Source organism: Flavobacterium sp. CFS9 (genome assembly GCF_041154745.1).
Classification (GTDB): domain Bacteria; phylum Bacteroidota; class Bacteroidia; order Flavobacteriales; family Flavobacteriaceae; genus Flavobacterium.
In genome coordinates this window covers 3,852,931-3,866,369 of sequence record NZ_AP031573.1, presented here as the reverse complement: position 1 = coordinate 3,866,369, position 13,439 = coordinate 3,852,931, and the positions used below count along the sequence as shown (strand labels likewise).

Sequence of the window (13,439 nt, the reverse complement as noted above, 5' to 3'; positions counted from 1 at the left end):
AAAAACCTTAGCGCCTTAGCAACTCAGAGCCTCAGAACCTTATAAAACAATGGAAATAAAACTATTTTGCCCAGCTACAATTGCCAATCTCTCCTGTGGATTTGACGTATTGGGACTTTGCTTAGACAATGCGGGCGACGAAATGATCGTTCGAAAATCAGCTCAAAAAGGAGTTCGAATTACCAAAATCGAGGGAGCCGATTTACCTTTAGAAACGGAGAAAAACGTTTCGGGGGTTGCCGCTTTGGCCATGCTCGAAACACTTGACATTGATTGCGGATTCGAAATCGAAATTTACAAACATATTAAAGCCGGAAGCGGAATCGGAAGCAGTGCTGCGAGTTCTGCCGGAGCGGTTTTTGGAATCAACGAATTATTAGGACGACCATATTCCCGCAAGGATTTGGTGCAATTTGCCATGCAGGGTGAAAAACTCGCCAGCGGAAATGCTCACGCCGACAACGTAGCTCCTGCCCTTTTAGGCGGATTTACTTTGGTAAGAAGTTACAGCCCGCTTGACATTATCCGAATTGACAGTCCGGAGGAATTGTTCGCTACAGTGGTGCATCCTCAAATCGAATTGAAAACTTCGGATGCGCGTTCTGTATTAAAACAAAACGTTTCACTTAAAAGTGCCATTATGCAATGGGGAAATGTTGGCGGATTAGTGGCGGGATTATACACCAAAGATTACGACTTAATCGGTCGTTCGCTTCATGACGAAATTGTGGAGCCCTTACGAAGTGTTTTGATTCCTGGTTTTGATCTCATCAAACAAACCGCTTACGAAAATGGCGCCTTAGGCTCCGGAATTTCAGGTTCCGGTCCTTCTATCTTCGCCTTAAGCCGTGGAGAAGAAACCGCCAACCAAATCGCCAAAGCCATGAGTGATGTTTACGAAAAAATGAATTTACCGTATGAAATTCATGTTTCGAAGATTAATCCCGATGGGGTCCGCGTCCTTTAGGACGGGACGCTATAAGCAATAGGCTTTAGGCAATAAGCTTAAAACCTTTGCGTAATGCTTTGTCAGGCTGAGCGAAGTCGAAGCTTACCAAACAGAACTAAAACAAACCGTGTCAGGCTGAGCGAAGTCGAAGCCCCCCACACAAAGTCAAGCACGTCCAGTTTGTCATTTCGACGTAAGGAGAAATCTTCGCAAGTAACTCCGTAACGAAAGTCAAATCTTTGTCGAGCTTCTCATGGAGATTTCTCCTTACGTCGAAATGACAAGATTGTGGAATTACTTTGCCTAGGCTTCGACTCCGCTCAGCCTGACAAAAAATGCGATTAAAAATATTTGAATAATTTAAAGGCTATCAATTGCAAGCAAGACAAAAAGCTTAAAGCTTATTGCCTAAAGCTTAAAGCAAAAAAAAGCCTAAAGCAACAAAAAAAATGAAATACTACAGTTTAAACCATAATGCCCCAAAGGTTTCTTTTCAGGAAGCTGTCATACAAGGATTAGCCAGTGATAAAGGATTATACTTTCCCGAAAATATCACTCCTTTAGATCCTTCTTTTTTTGAGAAAATCGAAAATTTAAGTCCCGAAGAAATAGCTTTCGAAGCGATTCAACAATTTGTGGGTGACGAAATTCCGACCGATGTATTAAAAGAAATCATTGCCGAGACTTTATGTTTTGATTTTCCGGTGGTGAAAGTCGAAGACGGAATCTACTCCTTAGAATTATTTCACGGACCAACCATGGCGTTTAAAGACGTTGGAGCCCGTTTTATGTCGCGTTGTCTGGGCTATTTCAATAAAGACAAAAAAGACGCTAAAAACACGGTTTTAGTAGCCACTTCGGGCGATACGGGAGGTGCGGTTGCCAGTGGATTTTTAGGCGTTGATGGCGTTGATGTGGTCATTTTATATCCGTCAGGAAAGGTGAGTGACATACAGGAGAAACAATTGACGACTTTGGGTCAAAACATCAAAGCATTGGAAGTTGACGGTGTTTTTGACGATTGTCAGGATATGGTGAAAAAGGCATTTTTAGATGAAACTTTAGCCCATAAAAACCTGACTTCGGCGAATTCGATAAATATTGCGCGCTGGCTGCCACAGATGTTCTATTTTTTCTTTGCTTATAAAGCGTTGAAAAGCCAAAACAAACCGTTAGTTTTCTCTTGCCCAAGCGGAAACTTTGGGAATATCTGTGCCGGAATCATGGCTAAAAGATTAGGTTTGCCAATTGAACATTTTGTAGCCTCCACCAACGTAAACGACACGGTACCAAGATTTTTAGAAAACGGAAAATACGACCCAAAACCTTCTAAAGCGACCATCTCAAATGCTATGGATGTTGGAAACCCAAGCAACTTTATTAGAATACAGGAGTTATACAACAACGACTTAAAAGCGTTCGAAAAAGACTTTTCCTCTTATAGTTATACCGATGAAGAAACGCTTGTTGCTCTAAAAAATATTTATAACACAGAAGGTTATATCGCAGAACCGCACGGTGCTGTTGGTTATCTAGGTTTGAAAAAAGAACTGGCAAAACACCCCAATGCCATTGGTATTTTCTTAGAAACCGCTCATCCTATTAAATTCTTAGATGTTGTTGAACCAGCTTTAGGAATTACGCTTCCAATTCCTGCTCAAATTGAGAGTGTTATTAATGAGGAGAAAGTTAGTGTGAAGATTGGGAGTTATGACGAGTTGAAAGCTTTTTTGGGTTAGTAAATTTGTAGTATAAAACTAAAACGGTTTAAGATAAGTTTAAACCGTTTTTTTGTATACAAATAAAGAGCTCATTTTTTAACTATTTTTAATATAATCTTAAAAATTGGCAAGAAAAAATACATATATTTGAAAAAGCAAGAAAACTAAACAAACCTTCACTTACCTATCCGATTGCAGGTCTACATGCGAAGGTTTGCTTCGCTTATAAGCAAGTTACCAACAATTGTAAAAAATCACGTTACTAATAAGAACAAACATCCGAACTAAATAAAGATGGCACAATACGATTTTCAAGCATTATTATCACCAATAGACTTTGAGCATCTTGTAAAGGATATACTTTCAAAAGAATTACAAATAAGTTTAAGTTCATTTGCAGACGGAAGTGATAGCGGAGTAGATCTGAGATATGCAATTGACAATAAAAAAAATATCGTAGTGCAGTGTAAAAGAGTAAAATCTATTACAAAAAAAATCATTGATGAAGAATTTGAGAAAGTCAAAAAGCTAAACCCTAAAAAATATTATTTTGTTTGTTCTATTGATTTAAGTGTGGCAAAAGTTGATTATATCAAGGCTAAATTTAAAAAATGGATGAAAGGAAATGACGAGTACATTGTTTCCAAAAGCCGTCTAAATGATTTACTCGACAGATATCCAGATGTACATCAAAAAAATTATAAGTTATGGATTAATTCATCAACTATTTTTAATACGCTAATCAATCAGCCCTTATATGAAAGAGCAAAATCACTAATTGTCGATATACAAAGAAACAATAAATTCTATGTCAGAAATGACAGTTTAAATCGAGCAATTGATATTCTTAATAATAATAAATTTATTATCATTAGCGGTATTCCAGGAATTGGCAAAAGTACTTTAGCTAAACTTCTTTTATGGGAGTACTTGCAAAATAATTTTGAAATTTTAGAGATTCGAAAAGTAATTGAAGGAGAGCAATTTATCATAGAAGATTCAACAAATAAACAAATATTTTATTATGACGATTTTCTAGGAGAAAACTTTTTGAAGTATGACGTTATTGAAGGAAGGTCAAACGATTTAATTCAGTTTATAAATAGAATAAAAAATAGCCAGAATAAAATTTTGGTAATGACAACGAGAGAATATATTTTAAATCAAGCAAAGGAGATATATGAAAAATTAGATTCGCCACAACTGGACTTAGCAAAGCATACGCTTGATCTTTCTTCTTATAGTAAACGTATTAAATCCCTGATCTTGTATAATCATCTATTTTATTCGGAAATCAAGTCACCATACATCGAAAAACTTATTGAATCGAAAGCATATTCGATAATTATTAATCACAAAAATTATAGCCCACGAATAATCGAACAACTTACAGTGAAACTCGCTAATGTTTCAGTAGACAATTATGTTGAAGAATTTCTCGAAAGTCTAGATAAGCCACTAGGTATTTGGAATAAAGCTTTTACATCACAGATTTCAGAAGGTTCAAAACTATTACTCTATTTTCTGATGTCAGCATCAGGCCCGATAACATTAGAAGATTTTAAGACACTGCTTAATAATTCCAATAATTCTTTAGGTCTAGAATTTAGGATTATCGATTTACAAAACTATTTAAAGGAACTCGAAAATAGTTTTATCAAAATAGGAATTACAAATAAGAAAAATCACTATTTAGATTTTTTAAATCCTTCCATTAAAGACTTCATGTTAGTGCCTATACAGGCAGATAAAACAATCGTACTCTATCTCATTGAAAATTGCATTTTTTTAAATCAGCTTATCTACACTATTCGATATCTTGCGAAAAATTTTCATAATGATGAAGATGTACTGACAAAAATAGATTCAAAAATCTTATCCTTATTCGACAACTTAACACCACAAAGTAATTTATATCTAACTTTAGAGCATAAAACCACACCAAATAATATAACAAAAATCGACGGTCTAAAATTCTATTTATCCATAACAAAAAGTAAAATTTTAAAACGATTTTTCTTTGAAAAATTCAAAGAAGTTGATCTTCAATACATAAATTATTACAACGAAAGGCAATACATTGAATTTTATATTGAATTTAAAGCAGAACTAGAATTAAAATACGAAGATATCCTCACCCAATTTATTTCAAATATAAGTTACTTCGAAAGTGTTGAAAATATAATTTTTTTAAAATCAGTAGACGAAGAATCTTTCGAAGAAGTATTAAATGACAATTTTGAGCTGTTTAACGATAAGGTCTCTGATTCTATACAACGTGAAATCGAATTAATAGACTCAGAAAATAATCTTCACTATTTTAAAGACGTTAGATTGGCTGAATTAAATTTATCCAATTATAGTATATCTTTAGAATATTTTGAGGATCAATTCATTGAAAAAGAAAGTAAGATTCGCGAAAAGGAAATATCGGATAAAATTGAAGCGCTTCCTATTAAAGTGGAGGAAATGGAGTCAAACTTAGATTTTAATGAAGACGAATTGTTTAGAATTGAAATGTTTGACTAACTACAGCTGGTAACACACCCTACAAGCCCTCCGCTAGCGCGAGCGTCCCGCTCGTGAACTTAAAGAAATTCAAAAGCCAATTGAAACGCGCACGAGCGAGACACTCGCGCTAGCGATAGCAATGGTAATTTTATACTCAAATACGGAACTTTCGGACTGTTCACATAATACCATTATCTGCAAAAGAATAATAGCTCTCCCGGGTAATGATCAAATGATCTACTACTTCAATGTCCAAAATAGTACCTGCATCTTTAACTTTTTTAGTCATCACTTTATCGGCAGTAGAAGGAAATGCTTTGCCTGATGGATGATTGTGAAGCATAATAAGAGCAGTTGCTTTTGCTTTAAGTGCCGCAGTAAACAATAATCTAAGGTCAACGGTAGTTGCTGTTATACCTCCTGTTGATGCTTCATAAATTCCCAGCACTCTATTGGCCTTGTTGAGCAAAAGAACTTTAAACTGCTCTAAAAACTCAATTTTATTTGGATTCCACGATTGCAAAGCCAACTTGTAAGTTGCTTTAGACGAAGTGATCTGAGGTCGTTCTGAGGCTTTTACTTTGGTTTTGTAAATCAGTTCAATTTCTGATACAATTCTCCAATCTTGCTTTCCTTTCTTCGTTTTCATAAAAAATATATCAAATTTTAATACAAATATATACTAAATTACAATATTTTACAATACATTTTTATATCATAATTTAACACTCTAATAGAAAAGCTATCAATAAGCAATAACTTTCTATGTTAAATAACATTATACGCAATAGATTAATGGCTGATATCAAAATGAACAGGATTAAAGAAGTACTTAAAGAACAAGGAAGAACACAAACATGGTTAGCCGAAAAAATTGAAAAGAGTTATGTGGTAGTAACAAACTATTGCAATAATAACACACAACCAAGTGTTGAGGTTCTAAGAAAAATTGCAGAGGTACTAGATGTGGATGTTAGAGAATTGTTGGTTCCAACAAAGTAGACAAAAAATAGCAGCTTAGCAGTATGAACAAAAAGCTAAAAATCTTTTTTATTATTCTAATAATAGTGTCTTCATTAGGGTTAGTATATTATTATGGAACCATATTTCTATGCGAAATTAGTGTTAAATGCAAAGATTGTGATCAAACTTCTCAGTCAGAAAAAGAATCAAAAGAAAATAAATTTTATTATGGGTATTATACTTGTGATGTTTCTGAGTTTAATCTAAAATACAATACCGAAAAAATAGAAATCGGAAATATCTGGATCGAAAAAGTTTGGCGTTATAATACTGATGATTGCTTTAGTGATGACTACAATATCAAGGTAATTAATAACCATGGTTATAATATTGTAGTAGATTTTAAAAAATCAGCAGATGAATTTCTATTCGATTTCATTCCTCTCATTAACAATATCAAGGACAATACAAATGGTGGAATTGAAGATAGCAGAAAAACTTTGAGATATAGAAGACTCCCACAAGAGATAAAACTTATAGTTGTTGAAAGAAATCCGGATATGAATTTTGGTTGGACGAAAGAAATAGTATCAGATACATTGACACTAAAACTAATAAAGTATGAATGAATAAAATTTTTATTTTTTTATATCTTTAAAAATTCTAAATGCAGCCACCTGTTTAGAGCATTAATTTCTATTAACACCCTATTTTTATGAAAAAAACATTACTTGTATTCCTTTTAGCCGGATCCATAATTTCATCTGCTCAGGAATCAAAACCTAAAGCAACTCCAGAAGCTCCAGCAAAAAAAGAAGAAAACTCTCCTTCTAATCTTACTTTCAATCCGGATTCAAATGTTATCACGAATCATATGGTTACCATAAAAGGACAAAAAGTTCCTTATAAAGCCACAACGGGTACGATGCCCGTTTGGGACGAAGAGGGAAAAGCCATTGCGGGATTATTCTACACCTATTATGAGCGTTCTGATGTAAAAGATCAGGCTTCGCGTCCGTTAGTTATTTCCTTTAACGGTGGTCCGGGCTCTGCTTCGGTTTGGATGCAGATTGCTTACACAGGACCGAGTCTCTTAAACATTGATGATGAAGGATATCCTGTACAGCCTTACGGAATAAAAGAAAATCCGTATTCTATTCTGGATGTTGCCGATATTGTTTTTGTAAACCCTGTGAATACGGCTTATTCCAGACCTACAAGCAAAGACATTCCTACTACAAAATTCTTTGGCGTAAATGCCGACATTAAATACCTGGCCGATTGGATCAATGGTTTTGTAACCCGCACCAATCGCTGGGCTTCTCCTAAATACCTGATTGGCGAAAGCTATGGTACTACCCGTGTTTCGGGATTGGCACTTCAATTGCAAAACAATCAATGGATGTATCTTAACGGAGTGATTTTGGTCTCTCCAACCGATTTAGGAATTACTCGCGGGGTGGTTTCGAATGCTGCTCTTAAATTGCCTTATTTTGCTGCTACTGCCTGGTACCACAAAATGCTCGGTTCTGATCTGCAAAGCAAAGATTTAACGGCCATGTTACCCGAAGTGGAGGACTTTACTGTAAACGAACTTCTTCCGGCATTAACCAAAGGAGGGTCTTTAGAAGAATCAAAAAGAAAAGAAATAGCCACTAAAATGGCGCGTTATTCCGGTATTTCGGAGAAAGTGATCCTGCAAAACAATCTGGATGTTCCGCTTGATTATTTCTGGAAAGAATTGTTAAGAGATCAAGGCTATACCATAGGAAGACTTGACTCGAGATACAAAGGAATTGACCGCAAAGCTTCCGGTGAAAGCCCTGATTTTAATGCGGAACTTACTTCGTGGCTGCATTCGTTTACACCTGCCATCAATATGTATTTGCGCAACAATCTGAATTATAAAACAGATTTCAAATACAATATGTTTGGTCCGGTGCATCCTTGGGACAGATCGAACGACAAAACAGGCGAAAACCTGAGACAAGCTATGGCTCAAAACCCCTATTTACATGTAATGGTACAATCCGGATATTATGATGGGGCCTGCGATTACTTTAATTCTAAATACGATTTATGGCAAATGGATCCTAGCGGAAAGCTAACGGATCGAATGTCATGGAAAGGTTACAGAAGCGGTCACATGATGTACCTGAGAAAAGCTGATCTGGAAACTGCCAACGAAGACATCAGAACTTTCATCAAACAATCCTTACCGAAAGCGGGACAACCTGCAAAATATTAAATTGAACCTCTTGGGGTGAATTAACAAAAAATGATTTAACACATAGAAACAAAACTTCTCACGCAGATTTAGCAGATTACTTAGATTATTTTATAGTGGTCTTAGAAAACAGTTAAATCTGCGTGAAAAAATTACAACGACAATAATTCATGATTACAAAAACTGTCTTAGAAGATATTCCGGCATTAGTAACCTTAATCAATTCAGCCTACAGAGGTGAAACCTCAAAGAAAGGCTGGACCACCGAAGCCAATTTACTGGAAGGAAAAAGAACCGACGAGCAGGAAATGACCGAAATTTTTCAGGATCCTAAAAACACCATCCTAAAATACACCGAAAAAGACCAAATTATTGGTTCGGTTTTACTGGTCGAAAAAGGGCACCAATTGTATCTGGGAATGCTAACCGTTTCACCGGAACTGCAAAACAGCGGTATCGGAAAAAAGATGCTCGCTGAAGCCGAAAATCATGCTAAATCTTTGGGTTTGTCCAGTATTATTATGACGGTGATCTCGGTTCGGGAGGAGCTTATTGCGTGGTACAAACGTCACGGCTATGTTGATACAGGAGAAAGAGAAGCTTTTCCGGAAAGTGAAATTCACGTTACTATTTCTAAAGAACCTTTGGAGTTTATTTATCTGGAGAAGGTTATTTAGGTTTGTTTGTTTCAGGTTTCAGGTTTGAGAGTAAAAACTAAAAAGAAACTTAGCAACTCAGTACCTTAGAACCTCAGTACCTCAAAAAAACCTTTGAACCTTTGCCACTTAGCCCCTCTAAACCTCCAATTTAGTTTTATTTGTTTCAAGTTTCAGAGTAAAAACTAAAAAAAACTTAGCATCTCAGCACCTAAGAACCTCAGTACCTCAAAAAACCTCTGAACCTTCAAAAATAAAAAAATGAATATAAATCTTCTACCTAAAGAAAATTGTAAAGCCGCTGTTTGGAGCGGTGGATTAACGTATGAATATCTGATTCATCCTAAAACAGCAAACTATGCAGATAGAGATTTTACATTCCGGATAAGCAGTGCTACCATAGAGCAGGAACCATCAGTATTTACCCAATTTAAAGGCTATCACCGATATCTGGTTATGCTTGACAATAGCCTGGATATTGAGATAAACCAAGAAAAAAGAATTTACGAGCAATATGAAATCATGGAATTTAACTCGAATGATAACGTGACTTCTTATACAAAAGGCATCGATTTTAATTGGATGGTTTCTGAAAAAATATCCCGTCACCAACTGATCGTAACGAATTCTAGCCAAAATTGTAATGCTCAAATCGTGCTTTTATATTCTTTAGAAACAACCGTTATTCAAATTAACGAGAAGCCGTACGATCTAAAACCTTATGATTTGTTAGTCTTTGAAAATCCTGAAAAGGAAGATATTAAACTACACTTTTCTAATACATGCCTTTTTGGAGTATTGGATTTTTAATTCCGAAATGAATTTAACCGCAACGTTCGCGAAGGGTTACGCAAAGTTTTTTATAGCTGGTATAGCATATGTTCGCAAAGACGCAAGGTCGCAAAGTCTATGCTTCTTTTTTCTTGCCTCTATTTTTCAAAATCACTATCCAAAAAACTCAGCCCCTTAGCCCCTCAGAACCTTAGCAACTCCTCTTAATCTTTGATAAAAACTCGTGAGAAACTCCCAAATAAGAGGATAAATTTCTGTTATTGATTTTATTTGCTTTGTGCGAATATCGTTTTATGAACTCCAGATACCTTTGTTTCGAAGTTTTGTTCAGAAGGTCAAGAAGTCTTTGCTGAATGGCAATATTGGCTTTCTCTACCATTATAATATGAAACTGAATCAGCTTTGGCACCTGTTCGAACAAAAGTGCTTTGTTTTTCTTACTGATCACCAAAATCTCACTTTCTTCTATTGCTTTGATGTTATAAGTCGTAGGCTTTTGATGGTAAAAACTCTCAAGGTCACAAATCCATTCGTTTTCGAAAGAGAAGAAAATGACACTTTCGGTTCCGTTATCATTTAAAATATAGGTTTTAAAAGTCCCTTTCAAAATAAAGCCTTCATAAGAACTCTTTGAATCCTGAATTTGAAGAAATTCGTTTTTCTTAAGTTTGATAAACTTTACTTTTTCAACTACAAAATTCCATTCCTCATCTGTTAACGGAATCTTGCGTTCGATACTTAATCGTAGGTCTTTGTACATATGGTATTTACTTTTTATTCTTACTCAGGGGCGTAAGTAGGTGAATGAATGAAAAATAATGCAATCGATTACACAAAAATATACTTTTTTGTAATGTAACGGCTACCGAAAACACATTTAACAGTAAATTATTTTCAAAACATTGAACTTGTTCAACTTTTTTCATCCTAATTATAAGCAGATTTGCACTATTAACTATTTAACCAAACTTAATTATTATGAAAATCAAATCAACAATTTCAGTGTTTCTATTGACACTGATTTTCGGTTTTACAGCCTGTAATACTGAAGAAATTGCTGCACCACAAAATAGTGAAAATGCCACTATCGAGACCTCTACAACATCTTCCGGTAATCTAACCGCAAAAATTGGAAACTGTGCGCAGGTTCCGGGATGGGCTTCTCAAAACGGAGGAACAACCGGCGGAGGTTCATCGGCAGAACAAGTAGTAACCACTTATGCGCAGCTTAAAACCGCCATTGAAAACAGTGCTGTAAAAGTGATTAAAGTTAGCGGTACAATCACAGTTACGACAAGATTATCACTACAAGATCAAAGCGGAAAAACGATTTACGGTGCAAGCGGTGCAAAGCTGGTTTCGACCAACCAAACGAAAGACGGTTCGGGAATCATCAACATCAAAAGATGCACGAATCTGATTATCAGAAATCTTATTTTTGAAGGCCCGGGTGCTTATGACACCGATGGCTGGGACAATGCTATTTTAGACGATTGCCAAAATGTATGGGTAGACCATTGCGAATTCAGAGATGGTGTTGACGGAAACTTCGACATTAAAAACAAATCTGATTTTATTACCGTTTCGTACACAAAATTCGGTTACTTAAAACCACCTAAGGCTGGAGGTTCCGGAGGTTCTGATGATCACAGGTATTCTAATCTAATTGGTTCCAGTGATGGTGCAACTGCCGATCGCGGAAAATTAAGAATCACTTTCGCTCGTTGCTGGTGGGCTCCTGGTTGTAAAGAAAGAATGCCTAGAGTGCGTTTTGGAAAAGTACATCTGGTAAACAACTTCTTTAACAGTACGGTAAGTAATAAATGTATTGCCGCAGGTTTTGAAGCAAGTCTAAATGTAGAAAGCAACGTTTTTGAAGGTGTAAAAACTCCTATCGATCTAATGAGCGGTTTTACTGCCGTTACAGCAACAGACAATGTTTTCACCAATACAACCGGAAATCAAGCCGGAAGCGGTACTGCTTTTACTCCACCCTATTCGATCGTAAAACTGAACAAAACTGCTGTTAAAGGGGATATCTCTGCCAATGCAGGAGCAACTTTAGGGGGTAATATCTGCGGATCGTTTTAATAAAAATACAAGTTAGTTTTATTTTGAAACCACGGATTACAGCTTTGTAATTCGTGGTTTTTTATTTAACCGCAAAGAACGCAAGATTTTCTTGTCGGTAATTACTTAATACAAACGCAAAGTTCGCAAAGCTTTATCTAAAAACTTTGCGAACTTTGCGTAATTCTTTGTGTCCTTTGCGGTTAAAAAAACCTTTGTCACTTTGAACCTTTGCATCTCTGAACCTTTGCACCAACTCTAAAGCACCAACTCTTCAAATAGCCTCTGAATTGTTTTCTCTAAATCCTGACATAAGCCCGGATGAGGTCTTGACGTTTGTATTGCCGAGCTTCGAATGGCTGTGAGCCATCGAAAACGTTCTGGAATCTCAAATTCAGCGATTGGTCCGCCGTCTTTGGCTCCATTAACAATTTTTTCTAATGATGTTAGATTACATTCTAGCTGTTCGATGTCAAAATCGGCAGAAAGGGCTTGTATTCTTTCTTTATTCAGATGAAAAAGAACCTTTATGAATTTCTTTTTTTTGCAAAACAGAATGATTCCGATATTCAGAAACTCTTCGCGTTCTACTCTTGGCACCACGCGGATTACGGCATACTCATATAAGTGATTATCTTGCATTTTGTGCCTGATTTACAAAGATTTCTGAATGATTTAATCGGGTCTGTAAAAACTGTAAATACACATTTCGCAAGGTTTCCGGCTCCTCGTCGGTATCTTCCCATTGCAGCCATTCCAGTGGAATTGTATTTACGATTTCTTCTAAAATTTCGTGCGATAAAAGGGCTTTAAATTCAGCATCAACTTCCTTTAAAAGTGAGGCCTGAGGCAATAAAACGTGGTCTTTGATTAGCGCAAACGGACTTTTGGCATGCTGTTCCCAATTGTTCCAGGAATGATGAAAATACAAGCATGCCCCGTGATCAATCAGCCATAACTCCTTATGCCAAATCAACATATTGGTGTTTTTGAAGGTACGGTCTACATTGGTAATATAAGCGTCCAGCCACACAATTTGCGAAGCCAGCTTAGCATCAACGGTAGTCACAACAGGATCGAATGTAATGGCTCCCGATAAAAAATGGAGCGCCAGATTTAGTCCCTGACTTCCCTGCAGTAAATCCTGAATTTCTTCATCCGCTTCCGTTCTTCCAAACGCTTCGTCAAGATTGGCGAAAACCAATTCCGGAAGCTGTAATTTTAAAGCTTTTGCGATTTGCCCGCCCACCAATTCGGCGATCAAAGCTTTTACACCGTGACCGGCTCCTCTAAATTTTAAGACGTATTTAAAATCGTCATCGGCTTCTGCCAAAGCAGGTAAAGAACCTCCCTCGCGCAATGGCGTTATATAACGCATGACGTTTACTGTTCTGAGATCGAAGTTGTTTTTCATGAATACAAACTTAGTAATTTAGAATTTTAGATTATTGGATTTTTAGAATATTAGACTTGCTTAGACTGTTTAGATTTTTTTTACCGCAAGGCGCGCAAAGGTTTTGTCTTTAAGATTCTTGTGAAGCCCAAAGGTT

General features: G+C 36.2%; 13 protein-coding genes. 9 read left to right on the top strand and 4 right to left on the bottom strand.

Translation table 11 applies throughout. The features are described from left to right. Positions 1-49 precede the first annotated feature (49 nt). The 3 genes from ACAM30_RS16290 (at position 50) to ACAM30_RS16280 (ending at position 5,199) form a co-directional block, all read left to right on the top strand. Positions 50-967, top strand: coding sequence for a homoserine kinase (locus ACAM30_RS16290; protein ID WP_369615641.1), 918 nt, complete (start codon positions 50-52; stop codon positions 965-967). A gap of 431 nt (positions 968-1,398) precedes the next feature. Then, complete coding sequence (gene thrC, locus ACAM30_RS16285; RefSeq protein ID WP_369615640.1) at positions 1,399-2,688, top strand: threonine synthase; 1,290 nt, start codon at positions 1,399-1,401, stop codon at positions 2,686-2,688. 276 nt (positions 2,689-2,964) lie between these two features. Then, a complete protein-coding gene (locus ACAM30_RS16280) occupies positions 2,965-5,199 on the top strand; it encodes a restriction endonuclease (protein WP_369615639.1) in 2,235 nt (744 codons plus the stop codon). A 160-nt stretch (positions 5,200-5,359) separates the two neighbouring features. Here the strand turns inward: ACAM30_RS16280 and ACAM30_RS16275 are convergent, their stop codons facing one another. Beyond that, the gene (locus ACAM30_RS16275) at positions 5,360-5,830 is read right to left on the bottom strand and encodes a JAB domain-containing protein (RefSeq protein WP_369615638.1); all 471 of its coding nucleotides are present in this window, start codon (positions 5,828-5,830) and stop codon (positions 5,360-5,362) included. 161 nt (positions 5,831-5,991) lie between these two features. On the opposite strand from ACAM30_RS16275, the gene ACAM30_RS16270 reads away from it, so the two are divergent. The 5 genes from ACAM30_RS16270 (at position 5,992) to ACAM30_RS16250 (ending at position 9,837) form a co-directional block, all read left to right on the top strand. After that, the gene (locus ACAM30_RS16270) at positions 5,992-6,183 is read left to right on the top strand and encodes a helix-turn-helix transcriptional regulator (protein ID WP_369618659.1); all 192 of its coding nucleotides are present in this window, start codon (positions 5,992-5,994) and stop codon (positions 6,181-6,183) included. 23 nt (positions 6,184-6,206) lie between these two features. Next, entirely contained in the window at positions 6,207-6,773 is a 567-nt protein-coding gene (locus ACAM30_RS16265; protein WP_369615637.1) for a hypothetical protein, read from the top strand. Positions 6,774-6,859: 86 nt separating this feature from the next. Continuing rightward, positions 6,860-8,392, top strand: a complete 1,533-nt coding sequence (locus tag ACAM30_RS16260; RefSeq protein WP_369615636.1) for a S10 family peptidase — start codon at positions 6,860-6,862, stop codon at positions 8,390-8,392. A gap of 149 nt (positions 8,393-8,541) precedes the next feature. Next, on the top strand, positions 8,542-9,048 hold the full coding sequence (locus tag ACAM30_RS16255; protein WP_369615635.1) for a GNAT family N-acetyltransferase: 507 nt from the start codon (positions 8,542-8,544) through the stop codon (positions 9,046-9,048). 240 nt (positions 9,049-9,288) lie between these two features. Further along, positions 9,289-9,837, top strand: a complete 549-nt coding sequence (locus ACAM30_RS16250; protein WP_369615634.1) for a HutD family protein — start codon at positions 9,289-9,291, stop codon at positions 9,835-9,837. 172 nt (positions 9,838-10,009) lie between these two features. Here the strand turns inward: ACAM30_RS16250 and ACAM30_RS16245 are convergent, their stop codons facing one another. Further along, positions 10,010-10,579 carry a Crp/Fnr family transcriptional regulator gene (locus ACAM30_RS16245; RefSeq protein WP_369615633.1) on the bottom strand — a complete coding sequence of 190 codons (570 nt, stop codon included), beginning with the start codon at positions 10,577-10,579 and terminating at the stop codon, positions 10,010-10,012. A gap of 218 nt (positions 10,580-10,797) precedes the next feature. Here ACAM30_RS16245 and ACAM30_RS16240 point away from each other — a divergent pair, with 218 nt between their 5' ends. Further along, complete coding sequence (locus ACAM30_RS16240) at positions 10,798-11,910, top strand: polysaccharide lyase family 1 protein (protein ID WP_369615632.1); 1,113 nt, start codon at positions 10,798-10,800, stop codon at positions 11,908-11,910. Between the two features lie 237 nt (positions 11,911-12,147). Here ACAM30_RS16240 and ACAM30_RS16235 read toward each other — a convergent pair whose 3' ends face one another. Both ACAM30_RS16235 and ACAM30_RS16230 read right to left on the bottom strand, forming a co-directional pair. Beyond that, entirely contained in the window at positions 12,148-12,531 is a 384-nt protein-coding gene (locus ACAM30_RS16235) for a DUF3037 domain-containing protein (protein WP_017498237.1), read from the bottom strand. Then, a complete protein-coding gene (locus ACAM30_RS16230) occupies positions 12,521-13,303 on the bottom strand; it encodes a HipA family kinase (RefSeq protein WP_263360477.1) in 783 nt (260 codons plus the stop codon). The genes ACAM30_RS16235 and ACAM30_RS16230 overlap by 11 nt, the downstream gene beginning before the upstream one ends. Between the last annotated feature and the right edge of the window lie 136 nt (positions 13,304-13,439).